The organism is Motiliproteus sp. SC1-56, assembly GCF_017309075.1.
Taxonomy (GTDB): domain Bacteria; phylum Pseudomonadota; class Gammaproteobacteria; order Pseudomonadales; family Balneatricaceae; genus Motiliproteus.
In genome coordinates this window covers 164030-181517 of sequence record NZ_JAEMGS010000002.1, presented here as the reverse complement: position 1 = coordinate 181517, position 17488 = coordinate 164030, and the positions used below count along the sequence as shown (strand labels likewise).

Sequence of the window (17488 nt, the reverse complement as noted above, 5' to 3'; positions counted from 1 at the left end):
CATGCTTAATAAGAAGTTACTCGTCAGCACTCTGGCAGCCCTGTCGATGACAGCCAACGTTCAGGCCAACGAGCGCCCGGGCGAAGGCGTCAGCGTACAGCCGGTGCAGAGCCCCATCGCCGAGGAAACCTTTCAGACCCTGGTCATCAGCAAGGCCCTTGAGGAGCTCGGCTACGAGGTCAAGCCGATCCAGGAGGTCGACTACAGCGCCGGCTACACCTCCATCGCCAACGGCGACGCCACGTTCATGGCCGTCAACTGGTACCCGCTGCACAACAGCATGTACTCGAACGCCGGCGGCGATGACGCTTTCTATCGCGCCGGGCACTACATCGAAGGCGCGGCCCAGGGCTACCTGATCGACAAGAAGAGCGCCGAGAAATACGGCATCGACAACCTGGAAGACTTCAAGGATCCCGAAATCGCCAAGGTGTTCGACACCAACGACGACGGCAAAGCGGACCTGACCGGATGCCAGGCCGGCTGGGGCTGCGAAGGCGTCATCGAGCACCAGCTGGACGCCTTCGGCCTGCGCGACACTGTCCACCACAACCAGGGCCAGTATGCCGCCATCATCGCCGACACCATCTCCCGCTTCGAGGACGGCGAACCCGTTTTCTATTACACCTGGACCCCGTACTGGGTCTCCGGCAAGCTGGTGCCGGGCAAGGATGTGGTCTGGCTGGAAGTGCCCTTCTCCGCCAACCCCAACGGTACGGACACCGCACTGCCCAACGGCAAGAACTACGGCTTCGAGGTTAACAGCGAGCGCATCGTCGCCAACCAGGCCTTCGCCGCCGAGAACCCCGCCGCCGCCAAGCTATTCGAAGTGGCCAAGCTGCCGATCGACGCCGTGAGCGCCGAGAACATGATGATCTCCAACGGTGAAGACAGCCAGAAGGACATCGCCCGCCACGCCGACCAGTGGATCCAGGCCCACCGCGGTCAGTTCGACGCCTGGCTGGACGCGGCACGCAAGGCCGCCAAGTAAGCTCGTCACCCCCTCAAAGCCCCGGCACGCGCCGGGGCTTTTTTTGCCAGCCTCCTTTCGACACGGCTCTCCTCGCCATTCCTGGCTAATCAACCCACAACCTTTCGAAGACGCCTCTTTTTTAGAACACCGACACTAGGCCGAGCATAGACGCCGAATCACACAAAACGCCTGCCTTTCACCGCTTACCCGCTTACTCATCAGGCTTTGAGCCTTGATGAATTTGCCGCCTTGGCGCAATGGCCCACTCTGGTGCAACCGAATAATTGCGTTTACCCCACTGGCTTGTTTGACGGCTGTCGTAACGTTTCCACGCAGCGATTGCCCCGGAAACCCCAGTATCCACCGCAACCGCGATGGCGCCGGCCATTTGCGCTCCGTAGTCTGTCGCCGTCCTGTCAATTCCTGCGGTTCCCTGCCCCTCGGGCGGACAGTCGCGGTTCGGAAAATTGATCTGGCGGAGTTCTTCCCAACTGGAATAAAAGTCGGCGTCCTTAGAGGGCCTAACCAACAGGTTATAGGCTGCGCCATGGGCCCAGCAAAAGCGCGTTCCGTCCCCCAGCCGCTCCACGATCGCCCGCGCTTTCCAGGTCCATAGTCCAGGGGCGGAATACCCCCTTTCTATTGCCGATCCGATAGCCCAGGTCAGGAAATCATCCTGCCAGGGCGCAATGGCTTTTCCCTCTTTGTAGCGAACTCTGGCGCCGGCCAGTCCCAACGCATTCATCGGCACCAAGTTTTCTTCCATCGAACGCAACGCATTCTCAACCGCTTCATCCAGCGTTTTTTTAAGGGGGTGCATATCGGGGGTGATTACTGCCCCATTGACCACGTTGCGAAACCCCCAGGCCAGGCCCCGCACCTGCCCCTGGTAGAATGGCCTGGGCCAACCGATATTGGATCCGGGGCGCTCCATGACCCAGTTGGCCACACTCCATAACTGGCACTGTTCCAAGTAGTCAAAGTCCGCGGTCAACAGGTACGGGACATAGGCACAGGGAGGCTGGTGAGCCATGTCGGTACGCAGTGGCTTTCTACTTCCTGGAGATGCTTGCAGGGCATACTTCCCCTCCCAGCCTCGCCCCCTGGCTGTGGGGTGCTGGGCCAAATCCAGAGGGAAGCCGGTGTTTTCATCCCGCGGCCGCATGGCGTATGTGTGCTTGCTCACCACCCAATGGTACGCATCGGCGTGAGCCAGCATAGAGTCATACGCGCGTCTGTCCGCCGATATCAGGTAGGCCGCTGTCCAGCGATCCAAAGGGGCCAGATAGGGCGCAGCCCCACCCGCATCCATTGCCCCGCGAATTTCCCCTCGGCCGTGCCACTCCAATTTTCGGGGAATGCGATTTAAGAACCGTTCTTTCAGCACCAGATCACGGTACTCAGGCACCAACCCCATGTCCTGAATCTGTTCAGTGTCGTGGCGGACCCACAACCCCGGATCCCCGCGCCACCAAACCCGCTTGGGATAGCGTTTGTCTGCCCCGATCAAGAAATTGTTAACCTGATATACCGGCTGATCGTCCACGCTTAAAACAACATCACCGACGACGTCTTTTAAACGATTGAATGCACCGGTGTTCTCAAGCACGAAAGTGATGCGAGCCCGCTCAACAGGGCGACCATAACCGCGAACGTGAAAATACCCCTGCAGAAACGGATGAGCCCGGCCGGTGCCCCCCTCTCGCAAGGCACCGCCTAAAGCGAATTCTGCCGCCAAAGGCCCGGCGAAGTGCAGATAGTTCTGCCGGGGAACGGGCTGCCCCCGCAGCAAATCCGCTAGGCTGATCGTGTACTTGATGTTATCCGCCAGGACCTCGATTCGGGCCTTCAAATCGGCGTTTCGCAGATCATCGAGGCTCAGCGCCCGCCCGCCTTGGGACGGACCGCGCCGCACGTAATAACGACCACCCTTGCGTGCGTTGAAGCTCATCACCCCATGCAACACGGTACCGTCGCTCTTCCATGAAGCCAAAGGGTTCCACTGAGAAGGCAAGACCTCCCCATCGGAAGCGGCGACGACGAGGTTGTCCTTCCAAGAGACATTCCCGGCCTTCACCGGCAGGCCAAAGGTGACCGGCCGAGATCCTTCAGCGCCCTCGTCGACCAACTCGAAATGGGCGATAACGTCCGGATCATTGGCAATTTCCGGCACGTTTTGAGAAACGTTACCCGCACTGGCCTGGATTGAAAGCCCAAGGGCCAGTAGCGCGCAGGTTAACAGCCTAGGGCCGTTAATCGCCAACTCGAAACGATTCATCAAACACCCATGAAAAAACCTTACGCTTGGTGACGTAAAGTCTTTTGTGAAAAAGCACGAGCCACCTGCAAAGACATGCGAACCCATAACCTTGCAGGGATCAGCGGTGTAGAGAAAAGAAGTCTAGGTAATGCCGGCAGGATTCGCTAAACGAGCGAAGGGAAGCCCTGGATACCTCAAGCCTCCCAGCTCACCTCGGCGGCAAACAGGTAACCCACGCCGTACACCGTTTTGATGATGCGGGGATTCTTGGGGTCGGCCTCGATTTTCTTGCGGATCCGCGACATGCGCACGTCGATGCTGCGATCAAAAGGCATCGACTCCCGTCCCATCAGCTTGCCCATCAACTGGTCCCGTGAGAGCACCTGGCGGGGACTACCCAGCAACACCTTTAGCAACTCCGCCTCAGCCGAGGACAGGGTCTCACTCTGTCCCTCACAGGATTCCAGCGTCAATGTGGCAGGATGGAACGTCCAGCGGTCAAAACGGGCGCGCGCTTCACTGTCCGCAACGGAATCCTCCGGGCGATGCTTTTCCAGGCGCCGCAGCAGGCTGTTGACCCGGGCCACCAGCTCCCGCGGGTCAAACGGCTTGATAATGTAATCGTCAGCCCCGATTTCCAACCCCAGGACGCGGTCCGGAAGACTCCCCCGCCCGGTCAGTATCATCACGCCCAGACCGCGGTTATCGCCCAGTTCACGAACCAGGCCGAGGCCATCCATGTCGGGCAAGCCCAGATCGACGATACAAAGATCCGGGCGGCGCTGGTTGATCTGGTGCAACGCCTGCCCCCCTGTACGAAATGTCGCAGTTTCAAAACCGAACTGGGAGAGCGCCTCTGCAACCAGGTCAGCTATGTCCTTCTCGTCCTCAACGATATAGATCAGCTTGCTATGATTCACGGATCAAGGGGGTCCTCGTTTCTGTGAGCAACGCGCGGCGCAATGCCTCACGCTCAAAGGGTTTTCTCAACACCGGAAACGCCGTCTCCTCGGCGCCGGACTGGTCAAAGGTGTAGCCGGTCATCAGTACGATGCGCGCAGCAGGATGCAGGGTGGCAACCTTCTCCGCCAGCTCAAAGCCGTCCAGGCTACCGGGCATCATCACATCGGAGAGCATGGCGTAGAGGCCGTTAAGACTGCGGGCCAGGGCCAGCGCTTCGTCACCATCTGCGGCCTCGATAACCGCCAACCCCAATTCGGCCAGCTGCAGGCGCACGACTTCCCGCACGTCCGGATCATCCTCCACCAGCAGCATCAACTTACCGTCAAAGGCCTCGCAATCGGGGCGAATTGATCGTTCCTCCTCGTCAGCCTGGCCTTGGCGCTGTGTTGCCACCGGTAGCAGCAGCGCAACCCGGGTGCCCTCCCCCGGCTCGCTTTGCAGGCGGATATAGCCGCTGGACTGTTTAACAAACCCGTAGACCATACTCAGCCCCAGGCCTGAACCGGCGCCGCCGCTCTTGGTGGTGAAAAAGGGCTCGAAGGCGCGCAGCAGGCCCTCTTCACTGAAGCCGACACCGGTATCGCAGACTTCGATCTCCACGTAATCACCGGGAAGTACAATTTCATCGTACTCCTCAGGCCAATCCACCCGGCGGGCCCGGGTGGCGAAATTCAGCTCCCCGCCCCTGGGCATGGCGTCGCGGGCATTCAGCGCCAAATTGACCAGGGCGTTTTCCAGCTGGCTGGGGTCGGCAAAAATCGCGCACCCATTTTCACCGCGGTAGCTGACCTTGATATTGCTGGGCAAAGAGCCTTTTAGGAGGGTAATGCAGTCGCCGATCAATTCGTCGACATTGATGGCGGTCGGCGTCAGGGCCTGGCGCCGGGAGAAGGCCAGCAACCGGCCGGTAATGTCGGCGCCACGGCGGCTGGCGCGAATCGCGGGGGCCAGGTAACGGTCCAGTTCCTCCAGCTCCGGATGACGCTCACGGGCCGAAAGCAGGTTCCCCAGCACCACGGTGAGCAGGTTGTTGAAATCATGGGCCAGGCCACCCGCCAACTGCCCCACCGCGCTCATCCGCTGGGCCTCGGTGAGCTTGCGTTCGGCCTCTTTCTCGGCGGTGATGTCCAACGACAGGTTCAGCATGCCGTCCACCTGCCCATCGGGACCCTTGTAGGGGATCAGGATCCGCTTGGTGATCACCTCCTGGCCGTCGGTATCAAAGACATACTCATACACCGTCTCCTTACCGGCCATCGCCAAATCGACCTGCTGCTTGATGTCGGCAAACATCTTGGCCCCCATCACCTCAGCCACCGGACGCCCGACAATATCCTCCTTTTCGCCACGGAACATGGTGGCATAGCCCTGATTGACAAAGCGGTAGCGAAGATCCGAACCCACGTAGGCGATTTGCGCCGGCAACGCATCGAGAATCATGCGCTGGCGCTCCTCGATGGCCGCCAGCTCCTCCCGCGCCTGCTGCTCCGAGGCCACCGCTTCACCCAGCTGGGTATTACGCAGCTCCAGCGCCTGGGTACGTTCCTGGACCTTCTGGTCCAGGGTCTGGATGTTGCTGCTCAGGCGCTCCACCATGGCGTCAAAGGTGCGCGCCAGCACGCCCAGTTCATCGTCCCGCTCAATCCCGCTCTGGGCGGTCAGGTCACCGTTGCGGACCCGCACCGCGGTACTGACCAGACGGTTGATGGGCGAGGTGACCTTATTGACAAAAACGTAGGCCAGCAGGATGGCAATGCCCATGGTGACCAGGGCGATGGTCATGATCCGTTCGCTGAGCAGCTCCGCGCTGGCCCGCAGTTCGTCTTCATACACCGATGAGCCGATGTACCAGTCGAAGCCCTCCAGGTGCCGAACCAGGGACAGCTTGTCATACACGTAGTTATTGGGGTCGGAGGGGCGGTCCCATTTGTAGCGCAGTTCCCGCCCGGTATCGGCGACTGCAATCAGCTCGTCGGCGATGGACTCGCCGGTTACCGGGTCCTCCAGGGCGCTGAAATCGGTGCCGTCAATGTTGGGGTTGGGGTGCACCAGCATGTTGTAATCGGCATCGAAGATGTAGAGGTAACCGGTCTTGGCGATGCGGATCTCCGCCAGCGCCGAGCGCAGTTCCTGAATGGCCGCCTGCTTGCGTTGGGCCACCTCCGCTTCGATGTCATCCAGATAGAGCCCGGAACCGATCACAAAGCCCCACTCGGGGAAATTCTTCACGTAGGAGATCTTGTCGATTTCCCGGGGCCCGCCGAGCCGGCGCCACTTGTACTGGTAGAACCCCTCCCCGTCACGCAGCGCCATCTCCACGACCCGGGGAATGATGATATCCCCTTCCTGGCTGCGCACCGACGAAGCGTCTGTTCCGTGAAATCGGGGGTCAGGATGGGAGAGCAGTTTGGCGTCGTATCCCGACACCCAGATGTAGTCGTTGTTACCGTAGGTAAAATGGCGCAGGCCATCGAACACCTTCCGCCGTGCCTCGGCTTCGGTGATCAGGCCCTGATCAACCTGGTCAAAAATGCTGCGGGTGTAGGCCTCTGCCAGAGAAACCACCGTCTGCAGCTGCGCTTTGTGAGAGGCCAGCGCCTGGGCCCGGTAAGCCTCCAGGTTGAAGTAGATCTTGTTGGCCAGCTCAAAAACATTGTTGAGGGCAATACGGCTGGCGTTGCGCTCGATCTGGTAGACCTGACTTTTGATCAGGGGAACGGAATAGAGGTAAACCGCCAGCGAAAAGAAGGCGACGATAACCACGATAACGGAAAAGAAACGCTGTACCAGTTTGGAGCCAAACATCTTTATTGTTCTGGTGACGGCTGAATCCCCCAATCATAAGTGATTGCCCGTAGCGATGCGACCACGGATTTAACGCCTCTGTTTGACTCATTACGCACTCGAAGATAACGGTATAAAAGCCCTCTCAACGCGACCCGTTACAATTGGTCACATTCCGGAGAAACTCTGGCAACACTCCTGTCATTAAATGCTTGGCACGCGCTGCCGCAATGGCCGCACATTCCTAACAACAATAACAGGCAGCGGGCCAGATCCCGATGCACAGGAAAAGCGACATGAGCCAGGATTACATCCTCGAGACGAGAAACCTCGTCAAAGAGTTTAAGGGCTTCACTGCCGTAGACGACGTCAACCTCAAGGTTGAACGCGGCACCATCCACGCCCTTATCGGGCCCAACGGGGCCGGTAAGACCACCGTTTTCAACCTGCTGACCAAATTCCTCACCCCCACCCGCGGACAGCTCCTGTTCAACGGCCGTGACATCACCAAGGCTGACTCGGCCGCCATCGCCCGGATGGGGGTAGTGCGCAGTTTCCAGATCTCCGCGGTGTTTCCCCACCTCACGGTACTGGAGAACGTACGGGTGGCCCTGCAGCAAAAGCGTACTGACAGCTTCGCCTTCTGGCGCTCAGAGAAGGTCCTTGACGGTCTCAACGAGCGCGCGCTTGAGCTGCTTGACTCGGTCGGCCTGCGCGAGTTCTCCCACGCCAAAGCGGTCGACCTGCCCTACGGGCGCAAGCGCTCTCTAGAGATCGCAACCACCCTGGCGCTGGATCCCGAGCTACTGCTGCTGGACGAACCCACCCAGGGCATGGGCCACGAAGACGTCAGCGTGGTGGCCGAGCTGATCAAGGAGGTGGGCAAAGAGCGCACCATCCTGATGGTCGAGCATAACCTCAACGTGGTGGCGGACCTCTCCGACACCATCACCGTGCTGCAGCGCGGCGCCATTCTCACCGAAGGCGACTATCAGGCGGTCTCCGCCGACCCGCGGGTCCGCGAGGCGTACATGGGGGTTGAGGCCGACGAAACCAGCCCGGCAGCCAGCAAGATGGAGGCGGTAGGATGAACGCGATGATGAATGTGCAATCTCACCGGGAAAAGCTGCGGATCAGCGATCTGCACGCATTCTATGGCGAATCCCACATCCTCCACGGTATCGACCTGCAGGTAAACCAGGGTGAACTGGTGACCCTGCTGGGGCGTAACGGCTCCGGTCGCACCACCACCCTGCGCGCCATCATGAACATGGTGGGCAAGCGCTCCGGCTCGATCAATATCAACGGGCAGGAAACCATCGGCATGCCCAGCCACAAGATCGCTCACCTGGGCCTGGGCTACTGCCCCGAAGAGCGCGGCATCTTCTCCAGCCTCAACGTCGAAGAGAACCTGATGCTGCCCCCCAACGTGCGCTCCGACGGCATGTCCCTGGAAGAGATCTACACCATGTTCCCCAACCTGGCCGAGCGACGCAAAAGCCAGGGCACCCGCCTTTCCGGGGGTGAGCAGCAGATGCTGGCCATGGCCCGGATTCTGCGTACCGGCGCCAACATCCTGCTGCTGGATGAAATCACAGAGGGGCTGGCCCCCGTGATCGTGCAGAAGCTGGCCGAGGTGCTGACCATGCTCAAGGAGCGCGGCCTGACGGTGGTGCTGGTGGAACAGAACTTCCGCTTTGCCGCCCCCATCGCCGACCGCCACTACGTGATGGAGCATGGCCACGTGGTGGAGCAGGTCGAGGCTCACGAGCTGAAGGACAAGACCGAACTGCTCAATACCTACCTGGGGGTCTGAAGCCGATTTCACCTCTCTCAGGAGAGGCTTGGGTGAGGGTGCTATCGCCGTTCACCCTACCCGCCCGGGCTTTGCCAAGGGCTGCAGTGCAACGCGATAAAACAAAAATAAATTTTGGAGAACACCATGAAACTGATGCGTAAAACCCTGATTGCCTCCGCCCTGATTGCCGCCACCGGCGCTGCGCAGGCCGCAGAAATTTCCGATGGAAAGGTCAAGATCGGGGTACTGGGCGACATGGGCGGTGTCTACGCCGATATTTCCGGCCAAGGCAGTGTCGAGGCCGTGAAGATGGCCGTCGAGGACTTCGGCGGCACCGTGCTGGGCAAGCCCATCGAAGTGGTCTACGCCGACACCCAGCTCAAGCCTGACGTCGGCTCCACCATCGCCCGCACCTGGATCGAGGACGAACAGGTGGACGTCATCAACGGCGCCGTGGCCAGCTCGGTCACCGGAGCCGTCACCAAGGTGATGACCGCCGCGGAAAAGATCACCCTGATCACCGCCTCCGCCAGTCACGCCTTTACCACCAAGGCCTGTTCCCCCTTCAACGCCCACTGGACCTACGACGTGGTCTCCCTGGCCAACGGCACCGTCAAGCCGATGGTTCAGAGCGGCAAGCAGAAGTGGTTCTTCATCACCGCGGACTACGCCTTCGGTCATGCCCTGGAAAGCGTCGCCAGCGGCGTGATCAAGGAGAACGGCGGCGAGGTACTGGGTGCGGTACGGGCACCGCTCGGCACCACCGACTTCTCCTCCTACATCCTGCAGGCACAATCGGCAGGGGCTGACGTAATCGCCCTGGCCAACGCCGGTACCGACATGGTCAACTCTCTCAAGACCGCGGCCGAGTTCGGCGTTACCGACATGGTCGACGTAGCCGGCCTGCTGGTATTCACCCCCAACGCCCAGGCGCTGGATCCGGCCATCGCCGGCGGCATGAAGCTGACCACCGGCTTCTACTGGGATATGGACGAGAAGACCCGCGAGTGGTCCGAACGCTACATGGCGCGTATGGACGGTAAGATCCCCGCCATGCCCCATGCCGGCGCCTACTCCTCCACCATCCACTACCTGAAGGCAGTGGAAGCGGCCGGGACCGACGACTCCAAGGCGGTCATGGCCAAGATGAAGGAGATGCCCGTAGAGGACTTCTTCTCCCGCAACGGCTACCTGCGCGCCGACGGCCGCATGGTCCACGACATGCTGCAGGTACGGATCAAAAACGCCGACGAGCGTAGCAGCGATAACGACATCTTCGCCATCGAGAAGGTGATCCCCGGTGACGAGGCCTTCCTGCCCCTCGAAGCCGGTGGCTGCGAATTCGCCATGGCCATGGCGAAGAAGTAAGCCCTGCCCGCGGGGGGCTTCCGAGCCCCCCGCCCCGTTTTTCCAATAACAACAAAAAACGGAAGCCCCGCTTCCTTTTAAACCCCTTTAGGTGTGGTTATGGCGACGATATTCGGAATCAACCTATTCGCCCTTTTCGGCCAGTTGCTGGTGGGGCTGATCAACGGCTCCTTTTATGCCCTGCTTGCCCTTGGGCTGGCTATCATCTTCGGACTGCTGAAGATCATCAACTTTTCCCACGGGGCCCTTTACATGCTCGGCGCCTTCGGTGCCTACCTGGGCCTCAACTACCTGGGCATCGACTACTGGTGGGCCCTGGTACTGGTGCCCATCGCCGTGGGGGCCTTAGGCATTTTGCTTGAGCGCACGCTGATTCGTCCCATCGCCAACGAGGATCACCTCTACAGCCTCCTGCTCACCTTCGGCATTGCTCTGATTCTGCAAGGACTCTTCACCCACTGGTTCGGCTCTTCCGGCATGCCCTACGCCATTCCAGAGGAGCTCAAGGGGGGCACCCGCCTGCCCTTTATGTACCTGCCCGATTACCGGGCCTGGATTATCGTCTTCTCCCTCTCCGTCTGTGCCGTCACTTGGTACATCATCGAGAAGACCAAGCTGGGCGCCTACCTGCGCGCCGGTACCGAAAACCCACAGCTGATGCAGGCGTTCGGCATCAACGTGCCGCTGATTGTCACCCTGACCTACGGTTTCGGCGTCGGTCTGGCCGGCCTGGCCGGCGTCCTCGCCGCCCCGGTCTACTCGGTCTCCCCGGAGATGGGCTCCAACATCCTGATCGTGGTCTTTGCCATCGTGGTCATCGGCGGCATGGGCTCCATCGGCGGCGCCATTCTCACCGGCCTGGCCATGGGCGTCGTCGAGGGCTTGACCAAGTACTTCTATCCCGAGGCCTCGACCACCGTGATTTTCCTGGTCATGGTGCTGGTGTTGCTGACCAAGCCCGCCGGACTGTTTGGAAAAGAAGCCTGATAATCAGCGCCCGGCCGAGTCGGGCGCCTCGACATCTCCTTTGAGGTAACCACCATGAAAAATAAGAAACTCAATTTGGTGTTGCTGGGCCTGGCGCTGGTCGCCCCCTTCGCCCTCTACCCCGTGTTCCTGATGAAGGTGCTCTGCTTTGCCCTGTTCGCCTGCGCCTTCAACCTGCTGCTAGGCTATGCCGGCCTGCTCTCCTTTGGCCACGCGGTGTTCCTGGGCACTGGCTCCTACGTCACCGGCTACCTGATGCTGACCTACAGCATCACCCCCGAAATCGGCATTCTCGCTGGCGTCGGCGCCTCGGCGCTGCTCGGTCTTGTCTACGGTAAACTGGCGGTCAAGCGCGAAGGCATTTACTTCGCCATGGTCACCCTGGCCCTGGCCCAGCTGGCCTTCTTTTTTTACCTTCAGGCCCCCTTTACCGGTGGCGAGGATGGGCTGCAGGGCGTTCCCAGGGGCGAACTCTTCGGCTTTATCGACCTCAACAACAACCTCACCATGTACTACTTCGTACTGGCGGTATTCCTGTTCGGCTTCCTGCTGATCCAGCGGACCATTCACAGCCCCTTTGGCCAGGTGATGAAAGCGATCCGTGAGAACGAGCCCCGCGCCATCTCCCTGGGTTACAAGGTGAACCAGTACAAGCTGCTGGCGTTTGTCCTCTCCGCCACCCTGGCCGGCCTGGCCGGCTCCACCAAAGCGCTGGTGTTTCAGCTCTCCTCGCTCACCGACGTGCACTGGTTCATGTCCGGCGAAGTGGTGTTGATGACCCTGCTCGGCGGCATGGGCACCCTCTGGGGTCCGGTGCTGGGCGCCGGCACCATCGTCTCCATGCAGAACTTCCTGGCCTCCAGCCCCCTGGCCAACTATATCCACGTGGTGATGGGGGTGGTGTTTATCCTCTGCGTACTGACCTTCCGCAACGGAATGGTTGGGGAGTTGCAAAAGCTGATCAGGAAGAATTTCTAAGTCCGTCCTACCCGGCGTTTAACCGCCGCTTTAAAACCGCCCGCCCGGGCGGTTTTTTTATTGGGCACTTCCTGATGCAAATCAAGACTCTCCACTTTCTCCGTTCAGCCCGAGGTGCGGCGACAAGCACCGTCCCGGGGGGCAGGCTAAGCTGAACATAAAGGAGGCGGCAGCGCGGCAATATGAAAAATGCCTTGATCTTATCCGGGGGTGGCGCGCGCGCCGCCTATCAGGTGGGCGTTCTCAAGGCCCTGGCCGAGATTCTCCCCGAGGACGCCCACAACCCCTTTCCCATCATCTGCGGTACATCGGCGGGCGCTGTCAACGCCCTGGCCCTGGCCTCCAACCCCGAGCACTTTCGCCAGTCCGTGGCAGACCTTGAGCAGATCTGGCGCAATCTGACCCCCGGCAGCATCTACCGTGCGGACACGCCAGCGCTGCTGGGCGGGCTGGCACGCCTGGGCGCCTCGCTGTTCAACGAGGGGGTCGGCCGCAAGCGTCCCCTGGCGCTGCTCGACAATGCGCCGCTACGAATGCTCATTGAGAAGACGGTCCATTTTGACAACCTGGAGCCGGCGATCCAGCGGGGCGATCTGGAAGCGGTCTGCGTCACCGCCATGGGGTACTCCAGCGGCGAGTCGGTCTCGTTTTTCCAGGGCCACCCACAGCTTCAGGGCTGGCGCCGCCACCGCCGCGTGGGCAGCCCCAGTCAGTTGAACAGCGACCACCTGATGGCCTCCTCGGCAATTCCCACGGTCTTTCCCACGGTACGGATCAACCGGGAGTATTTCGGTGACGGGGCCCTGCGCCAGCTGGCGCCCATCAGCCCCGCCCTGCACCTGGGGGCAGAGCGTGTGTTTGTGGTAGGAGTCAGCGGCAACCGCAACCCGCTGCGCTGGGGGCGCCGGCGCCCGATCCGGCACTCCCCCTCCATGGCCCAGATCATGGGGCACATGTTCAACAGCGCCTTTATCGACTCCATGGAGAGTGACATCGAACACCTGGACCGGATCAACAGCTTGCTGGCCCTGATTCCGGAACAGGCGCGACAGGCGCAGAACATTCACCTGCGCCCCGTGGACAGCATGATCATCTCGCCCACCGAGCCCCTGGACCGCATCGCCGGGCGCAAAATCCGCTACCTTTCCCGCTCCCTGCGATTCTTCCTGAGAGCCGTCGGTGCCACCGCCAAAGGCGGGGGTGCGACCGCGGCCAGCTACCTGCTGTTCACGCCGCAGTTCTGCGAATCCCTGATCGAGCTGGGTTACCGCGACACCATGTGGGAGCGCGAAGCCATTGAGCGCTTCTTCGCCCCGCAGCCCCAGGCCGAGCCCAGCGGCAGCAAATTCTGGAACCTGGCACGGCTGCGCCTCTCCGCCAGCGTCTGACCCCGCCCTCACGTCACTGGAGGTCTTCCCCGCCGGCGAGCTGCTCACTCCAGCGCTGGGCTAGCGTCTGCACCCGGGTGGCGCCGTAACAGGCCTGAGCCTCCCCGTGGGCGTCGGCCCAGAGCTGGTCGCCGAAATCGTAGTGCCACCACTCGCTGGGCAGGTTGCTAAACCCCACCGAGGCCATGGTCTGGTAAAGCAGCCGGCGGTTGTCCCGCATGACTCGCTCGTCCGCACTCAGGTTGGTGCGGGCTTCGAAATAGGCGGTATGGGCCCGGGCTGTAGCCTCGTCAAAACGCGACCCCATGGGGAGCAGCCGGCCCGCCTCGTCACACAGGGTCAAATCCACCGCGCCGCCGGTCAGGTGCGGGCTCGGGTGGTCGGCCTCGAAACTGGGCGGCGCCACCAGTTCCCGCGCCCAGGCCAGGCGGCGGCTGGGCGAAAGCTCGGGGCGCTGCTTGGCAAGAATATCGTTCAGGGTCTCGAACAGGTACTGCTGCACGGCGAATGGGCGCCAGCCGTCCAGCAACACCAGCCGAACGCCCTTGGGAAGGCTCTGCGCTGCCGCCAGCAGCCGTTCGTAGACGCCTTCCCGCAGGTGGCAATCGGGCAACGCGCCCGGCACCCCCAGCTGGTAGTACGCCGGGTAAACCCGGATCCTCCCGTCACTCAGCCCGCAAGGCACCAGCGGCTCGTGGTTGTCACGGATCGGAATTCTCGCCACCGCCGCCCAGTCGGGCATCGGCCGCTCGGCAATCGCGTCAGCCGCCTGGTGCTTCATCAAGCCTCCTCCTTCTGCACACGATCATTACTCTGCTGCAGACGCCACATGCGCGCGTACCGCCCCTCCTTTGCCAGCAACTGCTCATGGGTCCCCTGCTCCACCAGGGTGCCGCCATCCAGCACCAGGATCTGGTCGGCGTCGACGACCGTCGACAGGCGGTGCGCAATCACCAGGCTGGTGTGATTCGCCGCCAGCTGGTTGAGGGCGCCGAGAATCGCCCGTTCGCTGGCGCTGTCCAGCGCCGATGTCGCCTCGTCAAACAGAAGAATAGGCGGGCGCTTGAGCATCACCCGGGCGATGGCGATCCGTTGCTTCTCTCCCCCGGAAACCTTCAGTCCCCGCTCCCCGACCAGCGTCTGTTCCCCCTCGGGCAGCGAGGCCACAAAGCCCTCGAGACTGGCCAGGCGGATCGCCTCGCGCACCGCCTCCGGCGAAGCCTCGGGATCACCGTAGGCCACGTTGTGAAAAATGCTGTCGTTGAACAGCACCGTGTCCTGGGGGACGACGCCAATCGCCCGGCGCAGGCTGTCCTGGGTGACCGTCGAGATCGGCTGGCCGTCGATCAGAATGTCGCCACGGTCAGGCTCGTAGAAACGGAACAGCAGCCGGGCCAGGGTCGACTTGCCCGCCCCGCTCGGGCCAACGATAGCCACCTTCTGCCCGGGCTCCACCACAAAGCTCAGGTCCTTGATGATGGGACGGTCGCGGTGGTAACCAAAGTTAAGGCCGCGAAACTCCACCCGCCCCCGGGTCACCGACAAATCCGTGGCGCCCGGTTTGTCGCGCACTTTAGGCGTGCGCTGTAAGAGGCTGAACATGTTCTCGATATCGGCCAAGGCCCTTCGCACCTCCCGATAGACCATGCCCAGGAAATTGAGTGGCATGAACAGCTGCAGGACGTAGGCGTTGATCATCACCAAGGATCCCAGCGTCATCTCACCGCCGACCACCTCGGCGGCCGCCATCCACAGCATCAGCACCATCCCGGCGGCGATAATCAGCGCCTGCCCGCTATTGAGCGCCGCCAGGGTCAGCCGGGTTTTCAGCCGCGCCCCTTCCCAGCGCGCCAGGTTCTCGTCGTAGGCCGCCGCCTCGTAGGCCTCGTTATTGAAGTACTTCACCGTCTCGTAATTGAGCAGGCTGTCGATGGCGCGGGTGTTGGTTTCCGAATCCAGGCGGTTGGCTTCGCGAACAAAGCGGTTGCGCCATTCAGTGGTGATCACGGTAAAGGCGATATATACCCCGACGCAGACCAGGATGATAAGGCTGTACCAAGCGCTGAAAGTCACCAGCAGAATCACCGCCACCAGGGTAATTTCGATCAGGGTGGGTACGATGTTGAACACCAGCATGCGCATCAGAAAACCAAAGCCGTTGCCGCCCCGGTCGATGTCACGGCTGATGCCGCCGGTCTGGCGCGAGAGGTGAAACTCCAGGTCAAGGCTGTGGAGGTGGCGAAATACCCGCAGGACAATGCGGCGCATGGCGCGCTCGGTGATACGGCTGAACACCGCATCCCGGGCTTCGCTGAAAAACACCGAGCCAAAACGCAACAGGCCGTAGAAAATCAGCATTGCCAGAGGCACCGCGATCACCTGGTGTTGGGCCTTGTCCAGGCTGTCCACGATCTGCTTGAGCGCCCAGGGCATGGTGACCGTGGCCACCTTGGCCAGTACCAGCAGTACGAAGGCCACCCCCATGCGACGGCGGAACTCCCAGAGATAGGGCCAGAGGGTTTTAAAGACCCGCCACACCTGCCCCGGGGCCATTGAGTCAACGGGCGGCGTTCGGTGGTGATGACGGCCTGTGCTGCGGGGCATGGAAAAATCACGCTAAAGAAGGTGTTAGCGCCAGCATAGCCGAAGGCCCCGATGCTGGAAACTGAGCTCAGGGCGCAAGGCCGCCGGTTGGCTAAAAAAGCAGCCGTACTGCTCAAGTTTTCACCAGCGCGGCCGCTGTGAAGATCAGTTCACCCGTTTGAGGACCGCCCCGTGCAACTGTCTCCCAACTTTCCCGGCCTTACCAACCTGGCACCTCGGCAGGACGCACCCGCGCAACTTGGTTCCCCGGCAAAACCCACGGCAGGCACCGACAGCAAGCCCACCGACCCGTTGCTCAGCCAGCTTGCCCAGCGGCTGCCGGGGCTTGGCGCGTCCCAGGGCTTCAAGGCACTGGCCGGGGAGGATTTCAGTCCGAAAAAAGTGGCCGAGCGGATTACCGGCTTCGTTGCCCAAGGGTTAGAGCAGGCTCATCGCGATGGTAAGTCAGGGCTGCAGGTGGAAAACCTGCGCCGCCAGGCGCTGGAAGGGATCCAGAGGGGGTTTGAAGAGGCCCGGGGTATTCTGGAAGCGATGGGGCTGCTAAGCGAAGAGCTCGCCTCCACCATCGACCGAACCCAGGCGCTGACCCTGAAAGGGGTTGAGGGGTTGCAGCCGCAGGCCGCGCCCGAACACAGCGGCAAAACCGCTTTTATGGCCGCGGAACGTTACCAGTCCGCTGAGAGTCTGTCCCTCAAGGTGCGCACCCGGGATGGCGACGAAGTCACCATCCACTTTAACCGCGCCAGTGACTACCAGGCAGGCTTTGCCTCGTACAGCGACGGGCAGGTTTCAGCCGCCACCTTCAGCCTCGCTCGCAGCGAGAGCAGCCACTACCGCTTCAGCGTTGAAGGGGAGCTGGACGAGGATGAAATCGACGCCCTGCAGGCACTGATCAAGGACGTCAACGAGATCGCCGACGACTTCTTTGACGGCGATATTCAGGCCGCGTTCGAGCAGGCCAAGGAATTTCGCCTGGACACGACCGAGCTGGCCGCCATGAGCCTGCGCCTGAGCCAGTCGCAGAGTTACAGCGCCGCATCCGCCTACCAACAGGTGCAGGAGCTGGATAACCCCGGGGCCCAGCAAGGACGCAAGCTGGGACACCTGATCAACGATTTCGCCAACCGCCTCGCCAGTCCGGCCCTGGACTTCATGCAGTCACCCAAGGGCTTCGCCCAGGAACTCCTGCAGGCACTGACCACCCAGGACCTGCGCTTCAAGGACGCAGGCGAGAGCCTTCAGGAACGCCTCAGCAGCAACCTGGACAGCCTGAGCGGCCTGCTTGACCTTATCAACCGCCAGGCCCCACAGACCTCGGAACAACCCTGAACGCCGGCCAGCAGGGCCGTCTGCCGTGCCCTGCCAGCCCTCGGGCGGATACCCTA

Annotated in this window: 13 protein-coding genes; 8 read left to right on the top strand and 5 right to left on the bottom strand. The window is 61.5% G+C overall.

Annotated elements, in window-relative coordinates:
* The first annotated feature begins 1 nt into the window (after position 1).
* Positions 2-991, top strand: a complete 990-nt coding sequence (gene proX / locus JGZ97_RS02640) for a glycine betaine/L-proline ABC transporter substrate-binding protein ProX (RefSeq protein WP_207061055.1) — start codon at positions 2-4, stop codon at positions 989-991.
* A 193-nt stretch (positions 992-1184) separates the two neighbouring features.
* Here proX and JGZ97_RS02635 read toward each other — a convergent pair whose 3' ends face one another.
* The 3 genes from JGZ97_RS02635 to JGZ97_RS02625 form a co-directional block, all read right to left on the bottom strand.
* Positions 1185-3251 carry a hypothetical protein gene (locus JGZ97_RS02635; RefSeq protein ID WP_207061054.1) on the bottom strand — a complete coding sequence of 689 codons (2067 nt, stop codon included), beginning with the start codon at positions 3249-3251 and terminating at the stop codon, positions 1185-1187.
* A 176-nt stretch (positions 3252-3427) separates the two neighbouring features.
* Positions 3428-4153 (bottom strand): response regulator transcription factor, encoded by a 726-nt coding sequence (locus JGZ97_RS02630; RefSeq protein ID WP_207061053.1) that lies wholly within the window; start codon positions 4151-4153, stop codon positions 3428-3430.
* The gene (locus JGZ97_RS02625; protein ID WP_207061052.1) at positions 4143-7001 is read right to left on the bottom strand and encodes a cache domain-containing protein; all 2859 of its coding nucleotides are present in this window, start codon (positions 6999-7001) and stop codon (positions 4143-4145) included. The genes JGZ97_RS02630 and JGZ97_RS02625 overlap by 11 nt, the downstream gene beginning before the upstream one ends.
* A gap of 275 nt (positions 7002-7276) precedes the next feature.
* Between JGZ97_RS02625 and JGZ97_RS02620 the strand changes: the two genes are divergently transcribed.
* The 6 genes from JGZ97_RS02620 to JGZ97_RS02595 all read left to right on the top strand — a co-directional run bounded on the left by JGZ97_RS02620 (position 7277) and on the right by JGZ97_RS02595 (position 13499).
* Positions 7277-8071: an ABC transporter ATP-binding protein gene (locus JGZ97_RS02620; RefSeq protein WP_207061051.1), complete on the top strand. Its 795-nt coding sequence runs from the start codon at positions 7277-7279 to the stop codon at positions 8069-8071.
* Positions 8068-8796, top strand: a complete 729-nt coding sequence (locus tag JGZ97_RS02615; protein WP_242521487.1) for an ABC transporter ATP-binding protein — start codon at positions 8068-8070, stop codon at positions 8794-8796. The genes JGZ97_RS02620 and JGZ97_RS02615 overlap by 4 nt, the downstream gene beginning before the upstream one ends.
* A gap of 126 nt (positions 8797-8922) precedes the next feature.
* Positions 8923-10146, top strand: a complete 1224-nt coding sequence (locus JGZ97_RS02610) for an ABC transporter substrate-binding protein (RefSeq protein ID WP_207061050.1) — start codon at positions 8923-8925, stop codon at positions 10144-10146.
* Between the two features lie 99 nt (positions 10147-10245).
* Positions 10246-11133 (top strand): branched-chain amino acid ABC transporter permease, encoded by an 888-nt coding sequence (locus tag JGZ97_RS02605; protein ID WP_207061049.1) that lies wholly within the window; start codon positions 10246-10248, stop codon positions 11131-11133.
* Positions 11134-11187: 54 nt separating this feature from the next.
* Positions 11188-12111, top strand: coding sequence for a branched-chain amino acid ABC transporter permease (locus JGZ97_RS02600; protein WP_207061048.1), 924 nt, complete (start codon positions 11188-11190; stop codon positions 12109-12111).
* A gap of 182 nt (positions 12112-12293) precedes the next feature.
* Positions 12294-13499, top strand: coding sequence for a patatin-like phospholipase family protein (locus tag JGZ97_RS02595; RefSeq protein ID WP_207061047.1), 1206 nt, complete (start codon positions 12294-12296; stop codon positions 13497-13499).
* Positions 13500-13512: 13 nt separating this feature from the next.
* Here JGZ97_RS02595 and JGZ97_RS02590 read toward each other — a convergent pair whose 3' ends face one another.
* Both JGZ97_RS02590 and JGZ97_RS02585 read right to left on the bottom strand, forming a co-directional pair.
* Complete coding sequence (locus JGZ97_RS02590; RefSeq protein ID WP_207061046.1) at positions 13513-14280, bottom strand: M15 family metallopeptidase; 768 nt, start codon at positions 14278-14280, stop codon at positions 13513-13515.
* The gene (locus JGZ97_RS02585) at positions 14280-16103 is read right to left on the bottom strand and encodes an ABC transporter ATP-binding protein/permease (RefSeq protein ID WP_242521486.1); all 1824 of its coding nucleotides are present in this window, start codon (positions 16101-16103) and stop codon (positions 14280-14282) included. Before JGZ97_RS02585 ends, JGZ97_RS02590 begins: the two co-directional genes overlap by 1 nt.
* Before the next feature lie 171 nt (positions 16104-16274).
* Here JGZ97_RS02585 and JGZ97_RS02580 point away from each other — a divergent pair, with 171 nt between their 5' ends.
* Entirely contained in the window at positions 16275-17432 is a 1158-nt protein-coding gene (locus tag JGZ97_RS02580) for a DUF5610 domain-containing protein (protein ID WP_207061045.1), read from the top strand.
* The last annotated feature ends 56 nt before the right edge of the window (positions 17433-17488 follow it).

Excerpts from the sequence above, each read along its gene's own strand:
- proX (WP_207061055.1), top strand. The coding sequence starts at position 2 with ATGCTTAATAAGAAGTTACTCGTCAGCACTCTGGCAGCCCTGTCGATG.
- JGZ97_RS02635 (WP_207061054.1), bottom strand. The coding sequence starts at position 3,251 with ATGAATCGTTTCGAGTTGGCGATTAACGGCCCTAGGCTGTTAACCTGC.
- JGZ97_RS02625 (WP_207061052.1), bottom strand. The coding sequence starts at position 7,001 with ATGTTTGGCTCCAAACTGGTACAGCGTTTCTTTTCCGTTATCGTGGTT.
- JGZ97_RS02620 (WP_207061051.1), top strand. The coding sequence starts at position 7,277 with ATGAGCCAGGATTACATCCTCGAGACGAGAAACCTCGTCAAAGAGTTT.
- JGZ97_RS02615 (WP_242521487.1), top strand. The coding sequence starts at position 8,068 with ATGAACGCGATGATGAATGTGCAATCTCACCGGGAAAAGCTGCGGATC.
- JGZ97_RS02610 (WP_207061050.1), top strand. The coding sequence starts at position 8,923 with ATGAAACTGATGCGTAAAACCCTGATTGCCTCCGCCCTGATTGCCGCC.
- JGZ97_RS02605 (WP_207061049.1), top strand. The coding sequence starts at position 10,246 with ATGGCGACGATATTCGGAATCAACCTATTCGCCCTTTTCGGCCAGTTG.
- JGZ97_RS02600 (WP_207061048.1), top strand. The coding sequence starts at position 11,188 with ATGAAAAATAAGAAACTCAATTTGGTGTTGCTGGGCCTGGCGCTGGTC.
- JGZ97_RS02595 (WP_207061047.1), top strand. The coding sequence starts at position 12,294 with ATGAAAAATGCCTTGATCTTATCCGGGGGTGGCGCGCGCGCCGCCTAT.
- JGZ97_RS02590 (WP_207061046.1), bottom strand. The coding sequence starts at position 14,280 with ATGAAGCACCAGGCGGCTGACGCGATTGCCGAGCGGCCGATGCCCGAC.
- JGZ97_RS02585 (WP_242521486.1), bottom strand. The coding sequence starts at position 16,103 with ATGCCCCGCAGCACAGGCCGTCATCACCACCGAACGCCGCCCGTTGAC.